Source organism: Bradyrhizobium sp. SEMIA, from assembly GCF_014844175.1.
In the GTDB taxonomy this organism is placed as follows: Bacteria; Pseudomonadota; Alphaproteobacteria; order Rhizobiales; family Xanthobacteraceae; genus Bradyrhizobium; species Bradyrhizobium arachidis.
This window is the reverse complement of sequence record NZ_CP046601.1, coordinates 5532051-5554613: the sequence shown is the minus strand read 5'-3', so window position 1 is coordinate 5554613 and position 22563 is coordinate 5532051. Positions and strand designations below refer to the sequence as shown.

15 protein-coding genes and 1 tRNA gene are annotated in these 22563 nt (G+C 65.4%); 1 reads left to right on the top strand and 15 read right to left on the bottom strand.

Annotated elements, in window-relative coordinates; translation table 11 throughout:
* Positions 1–1221 precede the first annotated feature (1221 nt).
* The 6 genes from FOM02_RS26955 to FOM02_RS26930 all read right to left on the bottom strand — a co-directional run bounded on the left by FOM02_RS26955 (position 1222) and on the right by FOM02_RS26930 (position 8605).
* The gene (locus tag FOM02_RS26955; protein WP_027558018.1) at positions 1222–1605 is read right to left on the bottom strand and encodes a RidA family protein; all 384 of its coding nucleotides are present in this window, start codon (positions 1603–1605) and stop codon (positions 1222–1224) included.
* A 14-nt stretch (positions 1606–1619) separates the two neighbouring features.
* The gene (locus FOM02_RS26950) at positions 1620–3950 is read right to left on the bottom strand and encodes an acetamidase/formamidase family protein (RefSeq protein ID WP_027558017.1); all 2331 of its coding nucleotides are present in this window, start codon (positions 3948–3950) and stop codon (positions 1620–1622) included.
* Positions 3951–4084: 134 nt separating this feature from the next.
* Positions 4085–5326: an acetamidase/formamidase family protein gene (locus tag FOM02_RS26945; RefSeq protein ID WP_027558016.1), complete on the bottom strand. Its 1242-nt coding sequence runs from the start codon at positions 5324–5326 to the stop codon at positions 4085–4087.
* A gap of 43 nt (positions 5327–5369) precedes the next feature.
* Entirely contained in the window at positions 5370–6992 is a 1623-nt protein-coding gene (locus FOM02_RS26940; protein WP_027558015.1) for an amino acid ABC transporter permease/ATP-binding protein, read from the bottom strand.
* Complete coding sequence (locus FOM02_RS26935) at positions 6992–7876, bottom strand: ABC transporter substrate-binding protein (RefSeq protein ID WP_051378463.1); 885 nt, start codon at positions 7874–7876, stop codon at positions 6992–6994. Before FOM02_RS26935 ends, FOM02_RS26940 begins: the two co-directional genes overlap by 1 nt.
* A gap of 468 nt (positions 7877–8344) precedes the next feature.
* Positions 8345–8605: a hypothetical protein gene (locus FOM02_RS26930; RefSeq protein WP_027558013.1), complete on the bottom strand. Its 261-nt coding sequence runs from the start codon at positions 8603–8605 to the stop codon at positions 8345–8347.
* Between the two features lie 252 nt (positions 8606–8857).
* On the opposite strand from FOM02_RS26930, the gene FOM02_RS26925 reads away from it, so the two are divergent.
* The gene (locus tag FOM02_RS26925) at positions 8858–9052 is read left to right on the top strand and encodes a hypothetical protein (RefSeq protein WP_027558012.1); all 195 of its coding nucleotides are present in this window, start codon (positions 8858–8860) and stop codon (positions 9050–9052) included.
* Between the two features lie 84 nt (positions 9053–9136).
* Here FOM02_RS26925 and FOM02_RS26920 read toward each other — a convergent pair whose 3' ends face one another.
* From FOM02_RS26920 to FOM02_RS26880, 9 genes are all read right to left on the bottom strand, one after another.
* Positions 9137–9283, bottom strand: coding sequence for a hypothetical protein (locus FOM02_RS26920; protein ID WP_167336504.1), 147 nt, complete (start codon positions 9281–9283; stop codon positions 9137–9139).
* A 1313-nt stretch (positions 9284–10596) separates the two neighbouring features.
* Positions 10597–10670: transfer RNA gene (locus FOM02_RS26915), tRNA-Cys, on the bottom strand.
* A 56-nt stretch (positions 10671–10726) separates the two neighbouring features.
* Entirely contained in the window at positions 10727–11479 is a 753-nt protein-coding gene (locus FOM02_RS26910; RefSeq protein ID WP_027558011.1) for an ABC transporter ATP-binding protein, read from the bottom strand.
* Positions 11480–11486: 7 nt separating this feature from the next.
* Complete coding sequence (locus tag FOM02_RS26905; protein WP_027558010.1) at positions 11487–12203, bottom strand: ABC transporter permease; 717 nt, start codon at positions 12201–12203, stop codon at positions 11487–11489.
* A 200-nt stretch (positions 12204–12403) separates the two neighbouring features.
* A complete protein-coding gene (locus FOM02_RS26900; RefSeq protein WP_027558009.1) occupies positions 12404–13138 on the bottom strand; it encodes a tRNA-uridine aminocarboxypropyltransferase in 735 nt (244 codons plus the stop codon).
* A 37-nt stretch (positions 13139–13175) separates the two neighbouring features.
* Positions 13176–16280, bottom strand: coding sequence for an efflux RND transporter permease subunit (locus FOM02_RS26895; protein WP_027558008.1), 3105 nt, complete (start codon positions 16278–16280; stop codon positions 13176–13178).
* Positions 16280–19429 carry an efflux RND transporter permease subunit gene (locus FOM02_RS26890; protein ID WP_027558007.1) on the bottom strand — a complete coding sequence of 1050 codons (3150 nt, stop codon included), beginning with the start codon at positions 19427–19429 and terminating at the stop codon, positions 16280–16282. The genes FOM02_RS26895 and FOM02_RS26890 overlap by 1 nt, the downstream gene beginning before the upstream one ends.
* A gap of 37 nt (positions 19430–19466) precedes the next feature.
* On the bottom strand, positions 19467–20882 hold the full coding sequence (locus FOM02_RS26885; protein WP_027558006.1) for an efflux RND transporter periplasmic adaptor subunit: 1416 nt from the start codon (positions 20880–20882) through the stop codon (positions 19467–19469).
* The gene (locus FOM02_RS26880; protein WP_027558005.1) at positions 20872–22356 is read right to left on the bottom strand and encodes an efflux transporter outer membrane subunit; all 1485 of its coding nucleotides are present in this window, start codon (positions 22354–22356) and stop codon (positions 20872–20874) included. The genes FOM02_RS26885 and FOM02_RS26880 overlap by 11 nt, the downstream gene beginning before the upstream one ends.
* Positions 22357–22563: the final 207 nt, after the last annotated feature.

The window sequence follows — 22563 nt, the reverse complement described above, 5'->3', positions numbered from 1 at the left end:
CGGATGCCGATCCAACATCGCGGGATGCGATACGCATCTGACCGCGAGAATAACCCCGAACCTTCACCGCCCCGCCGGTCTCCGTTGCCTCACTTTCGACATCTATCCGCTTGCCGGCGCAAATGGTGTGGAACCTCACTCCGACGTGATGCAGCTAGCGCGCGATTAAGTTCGAAACGAGGCCGCAAGTTGGCTGCAATGGTCCTTGGAACTTTTGACGGACGCATCGGCATCTCCGAAATCCTGGTTTCCGCTCCCCACTCGTGATTCAATCGAAGTGACCCAGATCGGTCCCATATGATCGCCGGAGAGGTCTGGAGCTGTCGAGCGCACCACTCGTGGATGCGCCGCGTCCGGGGCACGAGACGGAGGTCGTGAGGCTCCCTCTACATCATCATTGCGACGAAGCTCTTGCGACGAAGCAATCCAGAGTCATTCCGCGGAAAGATTCTGGATTGCTTCGCTTCGCTCGCAATGACGGCTGGACGCCTCACCTCTCGCCCTAACTTGCATCTCAACACGCAGACATAGATCCGCACCCTCGCGGCTTGGTTCGCCCGAGCGTTGCTTCATCTCGACACCCTCTTCTGTCAGAGGGCGAAGGGAAGACCGGGTGCCGGCTGGCACCCACGGTCCATTGTGCGAAGGATGCGCTACGAAATTTGCACAGCGGCATACAGGTGACGCCGGAAACAACCCGGCCTTCCCTGCGCAGTGGCTTTACGGCTTATGCCGAGCTCTCCCCGGGGAGCGATGCACTATTGCCCCCGTCGCCTTGCAGATGGCTGATGTGCCCACCCGGTCGGGCAGCACACATCACCGCAAGACTTGGCGCACAGACCCCGGGCGCCAGGACGACACGGTTTTACCGTACGCTGACCGCACCGGTCGTATGCGCGAGATCGTCGCTCACGGTTTCCCGCCCTGCGATCCTCATCGCGCCGACGCGGCCTGCGTCCACCGCCATTCATCCCGCGTTTCGTGACGATCGCGATACGCCCCTCTGACAGGGATGAGGTGAAACAGGACTACGACAAAGCCGAATTTCGGTAAAGTAGAATCTTTTTGCGTGAACTGATTGACCCGCAAATTGGGTGTTTTGCCCATCGGGTGCCGCAAGGGCTTGTAGTCTTGTAGCCCGGATGAGCGAAGCGACATCCGGGATTCGTGCGAGCGGCGGTCCCGGGGATCGCTTCGCTCACTGGGCTACGAAAGCCGAGCTCACGGCCGACGGCACACCAGGTCGATCTCGATCAGCGCGTCATAGGCAAGTCCGGTGACGCCGACGCAGGTGCGGGCCGGCAGCCGATCTGACGGAAAGAACGTGCGGTAGGTCTCGTTCATCGCGGCGTAGTCCTCCTTGAAGCGCGTCAGATAGATGCGCGTCATCACGACGTGCTCGAGGCCGAGATCGAGGCCGGCGAGAACCACCTTCAGGTTCTCCATCACCGCACGGGTCTGGGCGACGATGCCGTCGGGCAGCATGCCCGGCGTCTGCGGCGTGTCCGGCATCTGGCCGGTGACGAAGACAAAGCCATCGGTCTCCACCGCGTGGCTGAACGGCGCGACCGGCTTCGGTCCGCCGCTGATCATGTGGAATTTCACCTGAGATGTCCTTGTTAAGTCGCGTCCTGAAACAGGCGCTTGCTGAGGATGGCGTGCACGCCCCAATTACCGTCGACGACTTGCGTGACGCCGAAATCGACGGCCGCCGACATCAGCGCGATCGCCTCGTCCTCGCTGAGGCCTTTGACGTTCATCAGGAAGCGCCGCATCTTGCGGAAGGCATCCTTCATGGCGAGGTCGAGAGAGGATTTTGCGTAAACCTCGCTCTGGCCCTGCGCGCCGAACTCGGCGAGGTAGTTGGGGTGGCTGAAGCCGGTCAGCACCCAGTCGGTCGCGGTCTCGATCAGGGGATAAGAGAGATCGGCATAGGGCTGACCGGCGAGATCGGCCTTCTTGTGCAGGATCACCTCGAATGTGCCGGTCATCGAGCATTCGATCGCGGTGCCGCTCAATTCGCCGTCGCCTTGAGCTGCGTGGGGATCGCCGACGGACAGCAGCGCGCCGGGCACGGAGACCGGAAGATAGACGGTCGCCCCCTTCCCCAGCCGCCAATTGTCGAGATTGCCGCCGAAATAGGACGGCGGCACTGAATCGACGAAATCGACCTCGCGCGGCGCCACCGCGATGACGCCGAAATGCGGCCGCAGCGGAATGCGGATGCCGTCGAGCACGGCATGTCGGCGCTTGATCGTGCCCGATACGACGGGGACGCCGGGATAGTCGTAGGTGGTGTGGACGACGCCAAACGGATCGGTCTGCGGCTCCCAGCGGTAAGAATAGAGCGCGCGAGCGTGCGGAGCTTTCTCGTCGTCGAAAATCTCGTAGATCGTGACGGCCTCGCGCGGCTTGGGGCCCCCGAGAAACTCGTTGTAGTGATAGCCCCACCATGCCGCGACGGAGGAGCCGAACACACGGCCGGCGTAGTCGGGATTGTTGCTCGCGCGCGGTACGATGTCCAGGATACGGACCTCCAGCACATCGCCGGGCTGGGCATCCTTCACCGCAACGGGCCCGGTGCAGATGTGCACGCCAAACCCCTCGCCGGCACCGCGGCCGAACACGCTGGCATCCATTGGCCCGGCGCCGCGGCGATCGACGTTCTTCCTGTCGCGCGTCCAGCCGAACACGCTTTCGGCGCCGGCATCGCCCGCGATCATCATGTCGGGAGCATCAGAGGCGTGCTGCGTCAGCGTCTCGATGGTGATGCTATCGCCGGAAGCAATCTCGATCTGCGGCGGCAGCGAGCGGCTGAAATAGCCCCAATGAACGCGGCTGGCCTCGACCGGGAGGTGGTGGTGCCTGCGCTCGGCCGTCGTCCGTTCTTCGGCGCCGGGACGCGCAATGCTGCTTCGGGCCTCCACGCTCTGATGCGCGCGCAATTGTGCCAGCGCCTCCTGCGGCCAGCCGCGCTGTCCCGCTGCGCCATGCTGTGAGGTCGCCCGCTCCGCCTCCTGCTGGCGGAACTCGCGCGGCGGAAGGCCGAAGCGATGGCGAAAGGCGCGGCTGAAATGCGCGGAATCGCCAAAGCCGTATGCGTAGGCGATCTCCGAGATCGAGCGATGTGCCTCGGTCGGGTTGGACAGGTCAGCCCAGGCCCGCTGAAGCCTGCGCTCGCGGACATAGTGGGTAAAGTTATCGCCGACTGTCTCGAACAGTTTTTGCAAGTACCGCTCGGAAATGCCCTCGGCCTGCGCCACGCGCGCCGGCACCAGATCTGGATCGTCGAGCCGGCGCTCGATGGTCTGGCAGATCCGGTGCAGCAGCGCAGCCTGGGTCGCGCTCGATCCGGCGTCCGAGGTCGAGGCCGCAAGTTGATGCGCGAGTGTCAGCAGGAGGTCGACGAGAGACTGCGCGACCGAATTCCATTCGGCATCGCTCAATGTGTCGAGCGTGCGCGCGGTGGCGTCCAACAGGCGTGAGAACACATCGGCAAAGCCGCTGGGCGGGACGACGCGGGGCTCGCCGAGCCGCGGCTTGCCCGAGAGCCGTCCGTGCAGTGCTTTTGAGGTCACCGACAGCACGACTGCGCGCATGTCACGCTGGAACACGATACTCCAGTCGCCGTTGCGCGGCAGCAGCAGGAGATGGCCGACGGGAACGATGCGATGGCCGCCAGCGCTCTTCAGCACCATGCCGTCCTCGACCGGCATCAGCGCGATCGGAAGGTCGTCATGCGCTTGCGCGAGCGGCGCGACGCTCTGCGCGCCCGCGGCCATGCGCGTCAGCGCAACACCCGCGGCGTGGCGATGCGATGCCGTCGCGTGCCCGTCGAAGAAGCTGTGGCCGCCCGCCGGTTGCAGCCCGACCGCGGCCAGCACGTCCCGCCAGGCTTCGGGGCGGTCGTCTTGCGCGTAGGACTCGCTCGTGAACGGACGGAAGCTCATCGGATCGACCCAGATTGCGGTCGATCGAAGCAACCTCCGTGCCAGCCGCACGCGATCATCCGTCGCCGCGACGGGCCACAGGCGGGGCTTGTCCTTCACGCGTTCATCCCAAAAACGGAATGTCTGTCAATGCATTAGTCGCATCGGAAAATGCTCTTGCGGATCGTGCCGTGGACGCCCCAATTGGCGTCGACGACCTGGGTGACGCCGAAATCGGCGCCGACCGACAGCAGCGAGATCGCCTCGTCCTCGCTCAGGCGATGCACCGTCATCAGGAATCTCCGGAGTTTGCGGAACGCATCGCGCATCGCACGGTCGAGGCTCGAATGATTGGCAATCTCGGTTTGCGCATCGGCGCCGAGCGCGGCGAGATAGTTCGGATAGGTGAAGCCGTAGAACGACCAGGCATGGTCGGTCTCGAGCATGGGATGGTCGAGGCCTTCGAGATGGGTGCCGGCCAGATCAGCTTTCTTGTGCAGGATGAACTCGAAATCGCCGGTGAGTGAGGTCTCGATCGCGGTGCCGCCGAGCTCGCTGTCACCTTGGGCCGCATGGGGATCGCCGACCGAGAAATAGGCGCCGGGGACTGCGACCGGATAGAACATCCGCGCGCCCTTGCCGATGCGCCAGTCATCGATGTTGCCGCCGGTGTAGCTCGGCGGGATCGAGCTGACGAAATCGGCTTCCGACGGCGCGAGGCCCATGGTGCCGAAATGCAGTCGCGCAGGCACCTTCACGCTGGAGAGGATGTTCTCGCGCTTTTTGATGGTGCCGTGGTCAACGCGCACGCCGGGATAGTCGATGGTCGGGTGCACGATGCCGTCGGGGTCCGTCTGCGGCGTCCAGACGTAGTTGTAGACGGCCTTTGCGTGGGGCTCGCCCGAGGTGTCGAGCTCGAAGATGGTCACGACCTCGCGCGGCTTCGGCTCTTCGATCAGGTCGTGATAGTGAAAGCCCCAGTTCGCCGCGACATTGGAGCCGAAGCAGCGGCCGGCGTGGCAGGCGCTGCAGCTCGGCCGCGGCCGGACATCGAGGATCCGCACCTCCAGAATGTCGCCGGGCTCGGCCCCTTCGATCGCGACCGGGCCGGTGAGCAGATGCACGCCGATCCCCTCGCCCGCGCCGCGGATGAACGGGCCCTCGACCGGGCCCGAGCCGCGGCGCGCGACTGCCTTGTGCTCACGCGTCCAGTGGAACACGCTCTCGGCGCCGGGATCGCCCTGGATCATGCGTTCATAATCGTCGTTGGCATGATGCGTCAGCGTCTCGATAGTGGCGCGGTCTCCCGAGCGTAGCGTCAGAGCCGGCGCGACCTTCTTGGAGAAATAGCCCCAGTGAACGGTCTTGGGCGAAACCGGCAGCGTCACATGCTTCATGAGGTGGCCTCTTCGGGGGTCTTGAACGTGATGGAGAGAGCGCTCATCGCACCGCCTCTGGAGTCTTGTCGGTTTCCATCACGCTGAGGAAACGCGCGGTCAGCGGATTGCGGGGATTGGAGAGCACCTCGTGCGCCGGTCCCTCCTCGATGATCGCGCCGCCGCTCAAGAACGCGACACGGTCGGCGACCTCGTCGGCAAAGCGGATCTGGTGTGTCGAGATGATCATGGTGAGGCCGTCATCGATGGCCAGGCGGCGGATCACCTCCAGCACCTCGTTGACGAGTTCGGGATCGAGCGCCGAGGTCGGCTCGTCCAGCAGCAGCACGCTCGGGTTCGGTGCCAGCGCGCGGGCAATGGCGACGCGTTGCTGCTGGCCGCCGGACAGATGTCGCGGCAACGCATCGGCGCGATGCGAGAGCCCGACCCGGTCGAGCAGCTCGGCGGCGCGGCGTTCGGCATCAATGCGGGTCATGCCGTGGACCCAGCGCAAGGGACCGGCGATGTTCTCCTTGGCCGAGAGATGGGCGAACAGATTGAACTGCTGGAACACCATGCCGACGCCGACGCTGGCGCGCTCATTGGCAATGGCGCGCGGCGACAGCGGCTTGCCATCTTCGCCAAAGCCGAGGCGGCGGCCGCCGACGCGGATGGTGCCAGCGTCCCAGTTCTCGAGATGGTTGATACAGCGGAGCAGCGTGCTCTTGCCGGAGCCGCTGGGGCCGAGCAGCGCCACCACCTCGCCCACGCGTATGGTGAGATCGAGGCCGTCGAGCACCTTTTGCGGGCCGTAGCTCTTGGCGAGGCCCTTGGCTTCGACCGCGATATTGTTGCGCGCAATCGTCGCGGCGCGGCGGGCGCGTTCCTCGCGGGTCAGGGCCAGCGGCGGGGTGTCGGTCAGCTCAGCCGGTGCGGGCTCGGGATCGGCGCCAGCCGCATCGGCAAGGTCGAGCTTGGTGGCAAGTTCAACGCGGCGCCAGGGGAGATAGTCGGCGAGCTTCCGCTCGCGGCGCGTGGTGCGATCGAGGTCGAGCAGCCATTCGGCGAAGAGCTGGATGCCGCTGATGGTGGCGGTCAGCACGAGATACAGCAGTCCCGAGGCGAAGAAGATCGAGAAGAAGTCGAAGGTCGAGGACGCCAGCTGGGTCGATCGCAGGGTCAGCTCCTGCACCGCGACGACGGAAGCGAGCGAGGAGTTTTTCAGCGCGCTGACTGCCTCGTTGCCGAAGGCCGGGATCATGGTGCGGATCGCCTGTGGAGCGATCACCCGGCGCATCAGGATGGATGGCGTCATGCCGAGGGCCTGGCCGGCCGTCAGCTGTCCGCGATCGACGCCGAGTACGCCGGCACGCAGCATTTCCGCGATGAACGGCGCCTCGTTGCAGGCGAGCGCCAGGCCCGCGGCCAGCACCGCCGGCAGCTTGATGCCGATATGCGGCAGCGCGTCGTAGGCGAACACCATCTGGAGGATCAGGGGCGTGCCGCGGAAGATCACGGTGTAGCCCCGGGCGATCGCCGCCAGAGGCCAGAAGCGCGAGAGCTGCATGCCGGCGAGGATCAATCCGAGGATCAATCCGCCGCCGAGCCCGAGGGCAGTCACCTCGAGGGTGAGCTCGATGCCCTCGAGCAGATACGGCATGCTCAGGTAATGGAGGAACAGCGACATCAGTCAGCCGTCAGAATGTCCGGCTCCTTGAAGTTGTTCACGTCTAACCCATGCTTCTTCAGAAGCTCCATATGCGTGCCGGCCTTCTGCACCTCGATCAGCGCGGCCAGCACGGCGTCGCGGAATTTCGGCTTGTCCTTGGGAACGGCGATGCCGACCGAATACGGGATCGTCACCGCGATCGCCTTCTCCAGCTTGTCCGGATAGGCCTTCACTGCGCTGTCGACGGTGTTGACGTCGTTGATGTAGGTGTCGGCGCGGCCGGCGAGGATCGCCTGGATGCAGTTGGCGTTGTTGTCGTAGAGCTGGATGGTCGGCTCGGGCTTGCCGGCCTTCTTGCACTCCGGGATCAGCGCCTGGATCAGGGGCACCTCGACATAGCCGGTGTTCTCGGCGGCCGCCGTGCCGCACATCGACATGTTGATGCCGTTGATGCCCTTCGGATTGCCCTTGGCGACCAGCACGCCGTCGAACACCTTCGAATAGGTGATGAAGTCGGCGGCCTTGGCGCGCTCCTTGGTCGCGTAGATGTCGGAGATCACGATGTCGGCCTGGCCGGCGGCGAGCGTGGTCAGGAGCGCTGCGAAGGTCACCGGCTTGTAGGTCAGCTTGAAGCCGAGGCACTCGCCGATGGCCTCGCCGAGATCGATGTCGAAGCCGATATACTTGCTGGGATCCTTGGGATCGATCGTCTCATAGCCCGGCGTGTGCGGGTTGATGGCGTTGACGAGCGTCTTGCCCTTCCAGTCCGGATATTTCTCCTGGAGCGCGGCGCAGGCGGCCGGTGCGGCGGCGTGCGCGCTCAGCGGTGCTGCGGCGACCAGGCCGACAGCGATGGCGGCGCCGAGCATGAGCTTGCGCCAGCGCAATGTTGTGCGCGCCATCCCCTGCCGCGCCTGGGGCCCAACCGATTTCTCCATCTCGCCAGTTCCTCCGAAATGTCATGGCGCCTGCCATGGTCCAGTGTTCAGGAAGGAAGCGTGCGGGAGTGGGCCGCGAAAAGCTTGTCCGCGGGCGTACAAAAAATTGGACGGACGAGGCCCGCGATTTGGGCAAGGGGCTGCACAAAAACTGTTCGTGCGCGATGCACGCTACAGCACTCAATTCCGAATTCGGGCGAACCAAATTATCCTGAATGGCGCATCAATTAGCGCGACCCGAGAATCAGATGATGAAGTTAGTTGACAGAGATATGACGACAGACGACGGGAATGCGGCGCGCGGCCGACACATCTGCGTCCGGTATCCACAGCACTTCACAGGCTGTCCGCAGCATATCCACAGGCTGATCATGCCGGATTCGCGAGCCCGCGCAGGCCACTTGCTGCGCACAAAACCACAGGTCAGCTATGTCAGCCGCCGGCCTGATCGAACACGGTGCGGCAAGCCTCGCTCAAGCTTGACCGGTTACGGCGCAGGCAGGCCGTGATCGCGCGGACATTGGGGATTTCGCCGGCGCAGAGCCGGTAGACGTCGGGGGTGCAGGCCCGGCGCTGCTCGGGCGTCCCCTGCGCCTGGGCGGCGGAGGCAAACAGCGCCAGGAATAGTCCGACCGTCGAGGCGCGACGCGCCCGGCTCTTCACACCCGCAAACCGCAAGAACCTCGCCTTCATGACCAGTCTCCCGCTCTGCCCGACCGGCCACCATTGGCCGGTGTGTGAAGGCGTAGGAGAAATAAACCGCCGAGAATGTGATCTCTTTCACACTGGCGTTGCGCCCGGGCTGCCTAGATTTGCGCGGGGATTTTTCAGGAATCGCTAACCAATCGGGCCGCGATCGTCGGATCGTTAGAATTCGAACGATCGGCTCAATTTGGAAACAAACCGGCTTTGCGACATTCGCGCTCCGAATTGCCGGAGGGTGTGATGAGCGAAGCCGAATTCAACTTGCTGCTGGATGCCGTCCGGGACGCCATGGTCCATCAGGATTTTGAGCCCGCGGCGGAGGAGGAATTCGTGCCCCGCTCGTGGAGCTTCAACGCGACGCCCAAGGCTGCGAATGACAATGAGGGCGCCTGGCCCCTGCTGCCGTTTCCGGACGGCTGGTACGCGGCCGGCTGAGGCCACTTTCATGATGAGCCGATGCGCCCGCGAGTCGCGGGCGTTTTGCTTTTTGGCCAAGCGCCGAGCCCGGCGCGGCCGCGATCAGGTCTTGACGCGCTCCTCGCCGTCCTGCGGCACCCTGTCGGGGATGGCCGGCGGAAAGATGCTGTCATAGATCGCGCGGGCCTCGCGAATGAGACGGGCCCGCTCCAGCTCGGATTTCGGGACAAATCGGACGATGTCGCCCACGGCTGCTCCAGCGCTCGGGTGATGGGGAATGCATCGCTTCGCAGATGCGAAGTCTATGCCATCGGGCCTGAATCGCCGGGTTCCGCCAAGCCCCGGGCAAATCCGGTGGCGCCGCCCTGTCTCTCCTCGGCCAGCCCCAGGCAAAACTGCTCGAACTCCCGAAGCTCGTCGATAATGCGCTGATCCTGCCTCGTGGGCGCCGATCAGACTCCGACGCCCTACGCTCTCGCCAAGGCTGCCGAGCCCCCTGGTTCAGCTTCTTCGGTTTGCTGTCGGCGATCAGCTTCGGGAGGTACTGAAGAGCCTCGCTGTCGCGCCCACGGAAATATTCAATCGCGCGATTCGGCAGCACTCCTCGCGGAAGTGCCTCCTGAAATTCGGCAATAGGGCTTCAGGGTAGGCTTTCGCCGCAACCCTCCGACCGTCCTCGTAGACGTGGGCGTAAGTTGGCGTCGGTGTCTATACCGTGCCTATCCCTCAACCATTTGCAGTACATTCGGCCGTGCGAGATGTCGGGCACCATGTGCTCCGGCAGCGTGTAGCAGCGTATCACAATTGTCGGCCTGATAGTTCTCGTACCCACTGCGGGTCTCGCCATCACTTATGCGCCAGAGCCTTTCAGAACCAAAGTTCACGACTCGCTTGTAAACACGTCATTGGTTGGCGCTGCGTTCGTCGCACTCGAACGCGTGAAAAACGTAGCCCGCAAGTGGTGAGACTGGCGGCCCGCCAGCGTGAACCGGCGGCCTCGTGCCAGTCTCCCTCAGGGAAGCGGCGGCGCAGCACGTGCTTGATCGATCTCGGGCTGATCTGCGGCGCATTGACGGCTGCGATCTCTGGGTGTTCATCTATCCTTTGACGTTGTGGTCCTGCGGAGTGGCAGCCATGGCACAGAACATCGTAGCCGGATGCGTCGCAGTAGCTTTGATTATCTTGGCGTTGATTGGCTACGCCCAAAAGCACCATCAATGTTGGAACGGGCACGTGGTCAAAAATTGGCGGCAAGGGCACGTGCTTATAACCCGTGAGCGCTGCGGATACCCTAGCCCTTCAATCTAACGGACCAAGGCGAACCGCGTCGTCAAATGAAAGCGCGGAACCGAAGCCCCGCGCCCTTGTCGTTTTATCGTCTGAGCCGGCGGGCATGCGCCGCCAGCCGCTGGCGGTCGCGCTTCCCAGTCCGCGGCGATGGTCGATGCCGCTCTGAAGGCAGCCGCGCGGACGCCGGAACCGAATGGTAGCAATCCGGTAGCAGTCCGCATCAGCGGAACGGACAGGGAATTATTTTTGCAAGTAATTTCAGAAGCTTGTGATGGAGGCCACGACCAGAATTGAACTGGTGTACACGGTTTTGCAGACCGTTGCGTAACCACTCCGCCACGTGGCCCCATAAGGGCGGACCAATATAGGGGATCAATGGCTTAGGCAACCCCGACCGGGTGCCTACGTCCTGGCGCCGCCGAGATAGCGGCCGAGAATTTCCTCAGTCGTGCCGCAAGCCGCGATCCGACCCTCCTCCAGCAGAATCGCGCGATTGCAGGTCGCCTTGATGAGATCGACGTCGTGTGAGGCCAGCACCAGGATGCCGGCGCGCGCGACGATCTCGTCGAGCCGCTGCCGCGCTTTCTTCCGGAACTGCTGGTCGCCGACGCCGATCCATTCGTCGAGCAGCACGATCTCGCCCTCGACCGCGGTTGCGACCGCGAAGGTCAGGCGCAGCATCATGCCGCTGGAATAGGTGCGCAGCGGCAGGTCGAGCCGGTCGCCGAGCTCGGTGAACTCGGCGATCTCCGCGCGGCGAGCGTCGATCTCGGCGCGGCGGGCCCCGATCACGAGCCCGCGCCGCATGATGTTCTCGTAGCCGGTGGCCTCCTCGTCGAAGCCGGCCGACAGGTCGAACAGCGACAGGCACCGGCCGTTGACGTCCACACTGCCCGCGGTCGGATGGTAGATGCCGGCGAGGACCCGCAGCAGCGTGGTCTTGCCGGCGCCATTGGCGCCGACGATGGCGAGACGATCGCCGGCGCGGATGTCGAGATTGACGCCGCTCAAGGCCGAGACGATGTGCGGGACCGCCGCATTCCGCCGCAGCGTCACGGCGCTGACGAAGCGGCTGCGCAGCGAGCGGTCGCGGAACGACAGCACCGGAAACGTCACCGAGACGTCGCGCAGGGAAATGTGGGCGGCAGTCGTCATGCGCGCCTCACAGCCAATACGCCACGCGATGACGGTATCGGGCGTAGCAGGACAGGCCGATGATTGCGACGACGCCGGCATAGAGCGCCCCGAGCAACCATTGCTCGGGATCGGTCGGCTGCGACAATAGCGGCCTGCGCACGAGATCGAGCAGCGTCGCGAAAGGATTGACGCGGACCAGCCAATGGAACGTCGTGCCGCGCACGGTCTCCTCGGTCCAGATGATCGGCGTGAGAAAGAAGACGAACTGCAATCCGCTCACGATGGCCGAGCCGATGTCGCGAAAGCGCGCGCAGAGCATGCCGAGCGCGACCGAGCCGCCGAGCAGCACGATGAGCAGGATCGCAAATCCGAGCACGACGAGCAGCATGCTCCAATGCAGCGGCCACGGCATCACCAGATAGAGCAGGACGACGATCACCAGATGATGGGCGAAGATGAGGACGTTGCGCGCGATCATCTGGAGCACATGCACGATCAGCGGCGCCGGCACCGCCTTGATCAGATGACCGGAGGCGACGAAGATGTTGGAACCCTCCTGCAGCGTGGTCGCGATCAGCGTCCACACGATCAGGCCAACGGCGAAGGGTGGCAGGAAAGCGGTGATATCCTGCTTGAACAGCGCCGCGTAAACCGTCCCGACGCTTGCGATCGTGGCGGCAAGCGTCAGCGTGATCCAGAGCGGGCCGATGACGGTGCGCCGGTAGCGCAGCGAAATGTCCATCAGCGCGAGCGTGCCCCAGCGATCGGGCCGCGCCGCCTGTGCCAGGATCTCCTTCGCTACGCGCTGAATTCGACGGCCCCTTCCGCTTCCGACTTTCCGATGCTGCAAACAGGATAGCAGAGCGCGGCCTGTCTGGCCGATGCTCTCTATCCGCCCGCCTGGCGCGGTGCAATCAATCGTACGGAGGATGTGGGCTGGAGTCAGGCTCGTTTGCGACGCCTGAAGTCGCGCCGGCGGCCCTTCGGCGCAGGTTTCGGCGCCAGTTCGGGCATCTCGGCCTGGACCTCGCGGTAGCGCGTTAACAGCCGTTCAAAACTCGCGTGCAGGATCTCGGCGATATCGGGGCGCCGCTCGAGGCCGGCCAGGATCGTCGCCGCGGCCTCGATGGTCGACAGGCCATCGCTGCGCGGCTCCTTGCGCAGGCGCCCGTAGCGCGAGGGATGCGCGGGGTTGAGGATGACGCGCTGGCATTTCAGCATCCAGGGATTGCGCCACCACAGCGCCTTGGCCTGGCTCCAGGTGCCGTCGAGCAGCACCACGCCTTCGAGCTTGCCGAGGATGGCGCGCTGGTTCTCGGCGATCTCGCCCTTGCGGTTGAGCGCGACAATCTCGCCCTCAGCCTCGAGATCGGCGGCGCGGGCCGAGCCGAGATAGAGCACGGCCCAGCGCGCGGCGTTCTCGACCGGCCGGCCAAGCGCCTTGGACAGGCTCGGCCATGACAGGCCGACGCGCACGGTGGCATCGGCAAAATGCTTCGCCAGCAAGCGCGCGGTGCCGAGCGCCCTGTCCTGCTCCTGCGGATGTTGGAGGATCAGCAGCGAGAGACGGTTCTCAATCGGCGTGACGCTGTCGCAGATGCACAGCGGCATTGGCTTCTGGCAATGCGGGCATTCGGGGATCGGCTCGGCCGGGGCTGGGTCTGTAAGGTTCGACATGACCGCCGCTATACGCTCAGCGCGGCACTTCAACAACCTATTCCGCCGGCGCAGGCAGCGGGCGTGGCTCGGAGCGGCGCCGCAGGCGGTCGATCAAGAGATAGATCACCGGCGTGGTGTACAGCGTCAGGATCTGCGAGACGAACAGGCCGCCGATGATGGTGATGCCGAGCGGACGGCGCAGCTCCGTGCCGGGACCGGTCGCGACAACAAGCGGAATGCCGGCAAACAGCGCCGCCATGGTCGTCATCAGGATCGGACGGAAGCGCGCCTGGCAGGCCTCGAAGATCGCTTCCGCCGAGGACAGGCCGCGCTGGCGCTCGGCATCCAGCGCGAAGTCGACCATCATGATGCCGTTCTTCTTGACGATGCCGATCAAGAGGATGATGCCGACGAAGGCGATCACCGTCAGCGGCGTGTTGGTGATCTGCAAGGCCAGCAGCGCGCCGAGGCCGGCCGACGGCAGCGTCGAGATGATCGTCAGCGGATGGGCGAGACTCTCGTAGAGCACCCCCAGCACGATATACATCGCGACCAGCGCGCCGAGGATCAGGAGCGGCTGGCGGCCGCTGGTCCTGGCGAAGTCGCCCGCATTGCCGTCAAAGCTGCCGCGGATGCCCTCCGGCATATGCAGCTCCTCGACGGCGCGCTGGATGTTCTGCGTCGCGGCCTGGAGCGGCACGTTGGGCAAGAGGTTGAACGACACCGTCGTCGAGGGGAACGACTGCGAATGGTAGACCGCGAGCGCGGCGAGCCCGCGCGTTGCATGCACCACGGCCGAGAGCGGCACCTGCGCGTCATTGGCGCCGGCGACGTAGATGCGGTCGAGGTTGGACGGGTCGACCTGGAATTTCGGATCGATCTCCAGCACCACCATGTATTGATTGCGCTGGGTGTAGATGATCGAGATTTGTCGCTGCGAAAACGCGTTGTTCAGGGCGTTGTCGATGTCCTGGACGCGGACGCCGAGCGCCGAGGCCTTTTGCCGGTCGATCGACAAGGTCAATTGAAGCCCGCCTGGATCGCGGTCGCTGGAGATGTCGGTGATGCCCTCGACGCTCTCCATGCGCTTGGCGACGATCGGCGCCCATTTTTGCAGCAGGCCGAGATCGGTGCTGCTCAGCGTGTACTGGTAGTCGGAATCGCTCTGCCGCCCGCCGGCGCGTACGTCCTGGGCGGCGAACATGAAGAGGCGGATGCCGGGCACGGGAAACAGAGCGCGCCTGAGGCGATCGATCACGACCTCGGTCGAGACGTGGTTGCGTTCCTCCGGCGGCTTCAGGCTGATGAACATGGTGCCGCGGTTCGAGGTCGCGGCGCCCGGGCCCCCTCCGCTGCCAACGGTCGAACCGATGCCGGCGACGGCCGGATCCTGCATCACGATGTCGGCGAGCCGCTGCTGCAGGCTGAGCATGGATTGGAACGAGATGTCGGCGGAGGCGCGCGTCGCGCCGATGACGAAGCCGGAATCATCGGTCGGGAAATAGCCCTTGGGCACCTTGATGTAGAGCGTCACTGTCAGCGCGATGGTGGCGAAGAACACCAGCAGCGTCAGCAGCGGAAACTCCAGCACGGTGCGCAAGGTGCGGGCGTAGAAGGCGACGATGCGCGACAGCGAGCCCTCGATCAGTCGGTCGAACAGCGTCGCGGTGCCGGAGGTGGTCTGCCGGATATAGTGGGCGCAGATCATCGGCGTCACCGTCAGCGACACCAGCGTCGAAACCAGGATCGCGAAGGTCAGAGTCAGCGAGAATTCGCGCAGGAGACGGCCGACGATGCCGTCCATGAAGATCAGCGGCGTGAACGCCGCGATCAGCGACAGGCTGATCGAAACGACCGTGAATCCGATCTGCTTTGCGCCCTCCAGCGCCGCCTGCATCGGCCGCATGCCGTGCTCGAGGTTGCGGAACATATTCTCGATCATGACGATGGCGTCGTCGACGACGAAGCCGACCGAGATCGCCAGCGCCATCAGCGACAGATTGTCGATCGAGAAGCCCGCCACCCACATGCCGGCGCAGGTGCCGGCCAGCGCCAGCGGCACCGAGATGCCGGCGGCGATCGTCGGCGTCAGCCGGCGCAGGAACACGAACACCACGACCATCACGAGGATGGCGGTCGCGAGCAGCGTCCACTGCATGTCGAGCACGCTGGCGCGGATCGTGCTGGTACGGTCGACCAGGGTGGAGATGTCGACGCCGGCCGGGATCCATTGCTTCAGCTCGGGGATCAGCGCCTTCACCCGGTCGACGGTGTCGATGACGTTGGCATCGCCCTGCTTGGTGATCTGGATCAGGACCGCCGGCTGCTTGTTGAACCAGGCGATGGAGCGGGCGTTGCGGACGGAATCCTCGATGTCGGCGACGTCGGAGAGCCGGACGAAATTGCCGTTGGAGCTCTTGATGACGATGTCGCGGAACTCCTTCGCAGTGCGCATCTGCTTGTTCAGCGACAGCGTCTCGCTCTGACGCTCGCCGTTGAAGATGCCGACCGGGCCGAGCGGATTGGCGTTGATGATCGCAGTGCGGACGTCGTCGGTGGCGATGCCGGCGTTCGACAGCGCGACGGGATTGAGCTGCACCCGGACCGCCGGCTGGTCGGCGCCCGACACGGTCACATCGCCGACGCCGGGCACCTGCGAGATGCGCTGCGCCAGCACCGTGTCGGCGACGTCGTAGATGGCGCTCGCCGACAGCGTCTTCGAGGTCAGCGCCAGCACGAACACGGGCGCGCCGGCCGTGTTGGCTTTCCGGAAGCGCGGCAGCGTCGGCAGGTCGCTCGGCAGGTCGACCAGCGCGGCGTTGATCGCCGCCTGCACGTCGCGGGCGGCCTTGTCGATGTTGCGGCCGATGTCGAACTGGAGCTGGATGTTGGTGGTGCCGAGCGACGAGGTCGAGGTGATCTGGTTGATGCCGGCGATCTCGCCCAGCCGCCGTTCGAGCGGCGAGGCCACCGTCGCCGCCATCACCGACGGATCGGCGCCGGGACGGCTGGCCGAGACGAAGATGGCGGGGAAATCGACGTTCGGGACCGAAGCGACCGGCAGGAACTCGTAGGCGACGACACCCAGCAGGAACAACCCGATCGAGAGCAGCGTGGTCGCGACCGGTCGGCGGATGAAGGGCTCCGAGATCGATGCCATCACTGCATCCCCTCGGTCGCGCCTGCGACCGGCGGGCCACCGGATTCGGCCGGCGGCAGCGCCTGCTCGAGGCGGCGGTTGATGCGGTCGAGCGCGAGGTAGATCACCGGCGTGGTGTAGAGCGTCAGCAGCTGGCTCAGCAGCAGGCCGCCGATGATGGAGATGCCGAGCGGGAAGCGCAGCTCGGCGCCGGTGCCGCTCTCGATCGCGAGTGGCAGCGCGCCGAACAATGCCGCCAGTGTCGTCATCATGATCGGCCGGAAGCGCAACAGGCAGGCCTGCACGATCGCTTCATTGGGCGACATCCCCTGCCCGCGCTCGGCCTCGAGCGCGAAGTCGATCATCATGATCGCGTTCTTCTTGACGATGCCCATCAACAGGATGATGCCGATCAGGCCGATCACCGAGAGGTCCTGTCCGCACAAGACCAGCGCCAGGATCGCGCCGACGCCGGCCGAGGGCAACGTCGACAGGATCGTTATCGGGTGGATGTAGCTCTCATAGAGCACGCCCAGCACGATGTAGATCGTGATGACGGCGGCGAGCAGCAGCCAGGGTTGTCCCGCGAGCGCCTTGGCGAATTCGGCGGCATCGCCGGCATAGACGCCGACGATGCTGTTGGGCATGCCGATCCGGGTCTCGATCGTCTTCACGGCTTCGACGGCATCGCCGAGCGCAGCGCCCGGGGCGAGGTTGAAGCTGAGCGACACCGCCGGGAATTGAGCCTGGTGCGAGATCGCGAGTGGCGCCGTGGTGCGCTTCAATGTCGCCACTGCCGACAGCGGCACCTGGGCGTTGGGCGCGCCGACGACGGAGCTCGCCGCACCCGGCAGATACAGCTTCGACAGGATCGAGGGATCGCGCTGGTACATCGGCAGTGCCTCCAGCACCACGCGGTACTGGTTGGCCTGGCCGTAGATGGTCGAGATCTGCCTTTGTGCAAAGGCATCATTGAGCGTGTCGGTGATCGCTTGCAGGCTCACCCCAAGCTGGCCGGCACGGGTGCGGTCGACATCGAGCTGCGCCCGCAGCCCGCCCTCCTGCGCCTCCGACGAGACGTCGCGGAACAAGGGATCGCGCCGCATCTCCGTAACCAGCTTGCGCGCCCATTCCGACACCAGCGCCGCATCGGTCCCGGTCAGCGTGTACTGGTATTGCGATCGGCTCGACTGGGTCGAGATCTGCACGTCCTGCACCGGCTGGAAATAGACCGTCATGCCGGGAATGCCCGCCACCCGCTGCTTCAGCCGGTTCACGACCTCGCTGACATCGTCGCGCCGCTCGCCGCGCGGCTTCAATGTCATAACGAGCCGTCCGACATTGGTGGTCGGGTTGACCGAGCCCGCGCCGATCACCGAGACCACGCCGACCACATCAGGGTCGGCCTTGATGGCATCGGCGGCCTCGGCCTGCCGCTTCTGCATCTCGCCGAACGACACGTCCGGCCCCGCCTCCGTTACTGCCGTGATCGAGGCGGTGTCCTGGAGCGGCAAAAAGCCTTTCGGCGCGACGACATAGAGGACCAGGGTTGCGACCAGCGTCGCGAAGGTCACGACCAGCGTGGCGCGTTGGCGCTCCAGCACCCAGAGCAGCGTGCGGTGATAGAACTCGACCGTGCGGTCGATGAAGCGGCTGATCGCGGCGAGGCCCGGCACCGCGAGCTCCTCATGCGCATGCCGCAGCAGCCGCGAGCACATCATCGGCGTCAGCGTCAGCGAGACCACGGCCGAGGTCACGACCGCGATGGTCAGCGTCAGCGCGAACTCGCGGAACATGCGTCCCACCAGGCCCGACATGAACAGCAGCGGGATGAACACCGCGATCAGCGACACCGTCAGCGAAATCACGGTGAAGCCGATCTCGCTGGCGCCCTTCAGCGAGGCCTCCATCGCACTCTCGCCGTTCTCCATGTGGCGGACGATGTTCTCGATCATGACGATGGCGTCGTCGACGACGAAGCCGGTGCCGATGGTCAGCGCCATCAGCGACAGATTGTCGAGACTGAAACCGGCAAAATACATGATGCCGAAGCTGGTGATCAGTGACAGCGGCAGCGCGACGCCGGCGATCAGCGTCGCCCGCAACGAACGCAGGAACAGCAGCACCACCAGCGTCACCAGCACGACGCTGAGGATCAGCGTGAACTGCACGTCGCGCACCGAGGCGCGGATGGTGACGGTGCGGTCGGAGACGATGGTGAGGTTTACGCCGGCCGGGATCGCGCGCTGCACCTTGGGGATCTCGGCGCGGATCTGGCTGACGACGTCGATGACGTTGGCGCCGGGCTGGCGCTGGATGTCGATGATGACGGCCGGGGAGCCCTGGTACCAGCCGCCGGTGCGGTCGTTCTCGAGCCCATCGACGATCTGGGCGACGTCGGCGATCGTGACCGGCGAGCCGTTGCGGTAGGCGATGATGACAGGCTTGTAGGCATCGGCCGCGGCGATCTGGTCGTTGGCGGCGATGATGTAGGATTGCTGCGCGCCGTCGAGCGAGCCCTTCGGCCCCGAGACGTTGGCGTTCGCGATCGCAGTCCGGAGGTCTTCCATGGCGATGCCATAGGCGGCAAGCCGCGCCAGATCAGCCTGGATGCGCACGGCCGGCTTCAGCCCGCCGAGCACGGAGACGCGCCCGACGCCGGAGATCTGGCTCAGCCGCTGCGCCAGCAGCGTGTCGGCGATGTCGCTCATCGCCCGCAGCGAGATGGTGTCCGAGCGCAGCGCCAGGGTCATCACCGGCGCATCCGCCGGGTTCACCTTGGCGTAGGTCGGCGGATAAGGCAGCGTCTTCGGCAGCACGCCGGCGGCCGCGTTGATCGCGGCTTGCACGTCCTGGGTGGCGCCGTCGATGTCGCGGTTGAGATCGAACTGGAGCGAGATCTGGCTGACGCCGAACGAGCTCGTCGAGTTCATCGCCGACAGCGACGGGATCTGGCCGAGCTGCCGCTCCAGCGGCGCGGTGATCAGCGAGGCGATCACGTCGGGGCTCGCGCCCGGCAGCTGCGTCGTCACCTGCACGGTCGGGAAGTCGACCTGCGGCAACGCCGAGACCGGCAACGCGAAATAGCCGAGTGCGCCGCCGATCAGGAGCGCGATGCCGAGCAGCGAGGTCGCGATCGGGCGGCGGATGAAGGGTTCGGAGACACCCATGGTTTATGCCTGCCGCTTCACGCGGCTGTTGTCGGGATCATGGCTGCTTAGCTCCAGCTCCCGATGAGCCCCCCGGCCCCGGCGCAGGTCCGGTCTGACCCTTCTGATCGCCTTCGCTGCTCTTGCGCTTGGCGCGGAACTCGCTGTCCTTGGCCTGTCCGTCCTTTTGACCTTCGTTCTGGCCGTTCTTGGCGCCATCCTTCTTCTGCGCCTCGCCCTGCGGCCCGCGCGAGCGCTTGCGCGGGGCGAGATCGGCTGAAGGGGTCTGGTCGTCGCGGCCGACGATGACCTTGGAGCCGTCGGACAGATTGGCGAAGCCCGTTGTGACGACCTTGTCGGTCGGCGACAGGCCGCTGGCAATCACGGCGTCATGCTCGTTCTGCTGCGTCACCGTCACCGGCTTGGCCGAGACCACATTGTCCTCGCCGATGACGTAGCTGAAGGTGCCGATCGGGCCGCGCTGCACCGCCGAGGTCGGCACCACCAGCGCCTGCATCAAGGTCTCGACCTTGAGGCGGACATTGACGAACTGGCCCGGCCAGAGCTGGTAATTGGCGTTGGGGAACTCGGCCTTGAGCCTGAGCGTGCCGGTGGTCTGGTCGACCTGGTTGTCGATGCCGGTGAGCTTGCCGGTGTCGATCACGGTGACGCCGTCATTGCCGAACACGTCGACGACGAGCGTGCCCTTTGCGGCGGCCGCATTGACGCGCATGATCTGCTGCTGCGGCAGGCTGAACCACACCGCGATCGGCTGCAACTGCGTGATCACCACGAGGCCCGTGGTGTCGGCGGCGTGGATGATGTTGCCCTGGTCGACCTGGCGCAGGCCGGCGCGGCCCGAGAGCGGCGCCACGATCTTGGTGTAGCTCAGAGTCGCCGCCGCGTTGTCGATCGCGGCCTGGTCGGCCTTGACCAGCGCCTCGGTCTGCGCGACCAGCGCGCGCTGCGTATCGGCCTGCTGCTTGGAGCCGGCATTGGAGGCGGCAAGCTGCTCGTAGCGCGTCAGGTCGATGCGCTGGTTGGCGAGCTGGGCCTGGTCCTGCGCCTTCTTGGCGACGGCCTGGTCGTAGGTCGCCTGATAGAGCGCCGGATCGATCTCGCCGAGCACGTCACCCTTCTTGACGTCCTGGCCTTCGGTGAAGTTGACCGCGATCAGCTTGCCGTCGACCTGCGAGCGCACGGTCACGGTGTTGAGGGCACGGATCGCGCCGACGCCGTCGAGATAGACGGGCACGTCCTGGATGCGCGGGGTCGCCGCCAGCACCGGTACCGGCAAATCGGGCCGCTGGTTACGGTTGTTGGCCTGCTGCTGCTGGTGCGTGACGATCCAGCCGACATAACCGAGGCCGCCGAGGATCGCGAGCGTGATCAGGGTCATGACGAAGCCGCGGCCGCGCGACCTCTTCGCCGTGCCCTCCTTCGCGCCTTGCTTGCTATCCGGCTTAAAGAGCATTGACCGGTTTCTCCATGCGCGGCTCCCAGCCGCCGCCGAGCGCCTGATACAGGCTGACGATGGCAAGAAGCCGTGCGAGCTGGGCCTGCCACAACGCATCTTCCGCCTGAAATAGTGTCTGCTGGACATTCAGCACGGTGACGATGTCGGCAGTGCCGGCGCGCAATTGCTGCTCGGCGAGATCGAAGGCGCGCTTCGAGGAGGCAACGACATCGCGCTGCAATTGCAACTTGATCGTGGTCTGCTTGATCGAATACAGCGCGTTATCGACGTCGGTGAAGGCCTGGACGATGGTCTTGCGGTAGGTCTGGAGCAGCTCGTCCTGCCGCGCCTTGGCGAACTCGAAATTGCCGAGGATCTTGCCGCCGTCGAAGATCGGCTGCGTCGCGCTGCCGACGAGCTGGAAGAAGGCCGCATGCGGCTGGAACAGCGAGGCCAGCGCCGAGCTCTGATAGCCGCCATTGCCGGTCAATTGGATGGTTGGAAAGAATTGTGCGCGGGCATTGCCGATATTGGCGGTCGCTGAAGCGAGCTGCGCCTCCTGCCGGCGGATGTCGGGCCGCTGCGTCAGGATCTCCGATGGCAGGCCGGGCGTGACGCGCGGGATCGCGATGCTGTTCAGCGAGCCGCCGGCGATGCGCACACTCTCCGGCGGCCGCGACACCAGCACGGCGAGCGCATTTCGGTTCTGGTCCAGCGTCTGCCGCAGCGGCGGCACCAGCGCCTTCTGGTTGGCGAGAACGCTCTCCTGCTGGGCGACATCGAGGTCGGTCCCGGTGCCGGCCTTGCGGCGCTCGCGGATGGCATCGAGGATGCGCTGCGCGCTGGCGATGTTGCTCTGGGCGGTGCGTAGTCGGTCCTGCGAGGCCAGCACCTGGAAATAGGCGTTGGCGACGCTCGCCAGCGTCGTCAGCGCGACCGTGTCGCGATCGAAGCGGTTGGCGTTCGCAGTCTCTTCCGCCGTCTGCAGCGCATCGCGGTTCTGGCCCCAGAAATCGAGCTGATAGCTGGCGCTGAGCGAGGCCTGGTAGTTGACGACCTCGCGGCCGCCGATGGAGAGGCCCGAGGCGCTCGAGCCCGAGGTGCGCGAATAGGCCTCCTGCCCGGTGCCGGACAGGCTCGGCAGCAGCGCCGCACCCGCCTGCCGCGCCTGCGCATCCGCCTGGACGATGCGGGCGACGGCGGCGGCGATGTCGAGGTTGACGGTCTGCGCCTCCTCCATCAGTTGCGTGAGCTCGGCGGAGCGAAAGCCGCGCCACCAATCCAGTGACGGCGGCACATCGCCCTTGCCCGCATATTTGTACTGCGTGGGCACGTCGAGCGCGGGATCCGGGAGGTCCTGGGTCAGCACGCAAGCGCCGGAACCGGCGGCGAGGCACAGTACCGCAAGCCAGCGTGCGGCGTGCCGCATCCGGGATGCAGAGTCCGGGGACCGCCGCACGGCGATCGCAGAAACATCCTGTGTCACATCCACCCCCCGCCGGGCAGACCGAGCCGCCACCGCCGAGCCGGATTAACCGATTCGCGGCGGAACAGTCGGGGGGCGTTGGATAACTCGCTCACAGGTGATGCTTTCTCGGAACCGTGGAATTCATACTAGCCGGGTGCGGAACAGCGGGACAGTCCCGCAGGTGCGAGATGGTCGGCCAAGCCCATCGATACCGGAGCTACGAAAATGCGA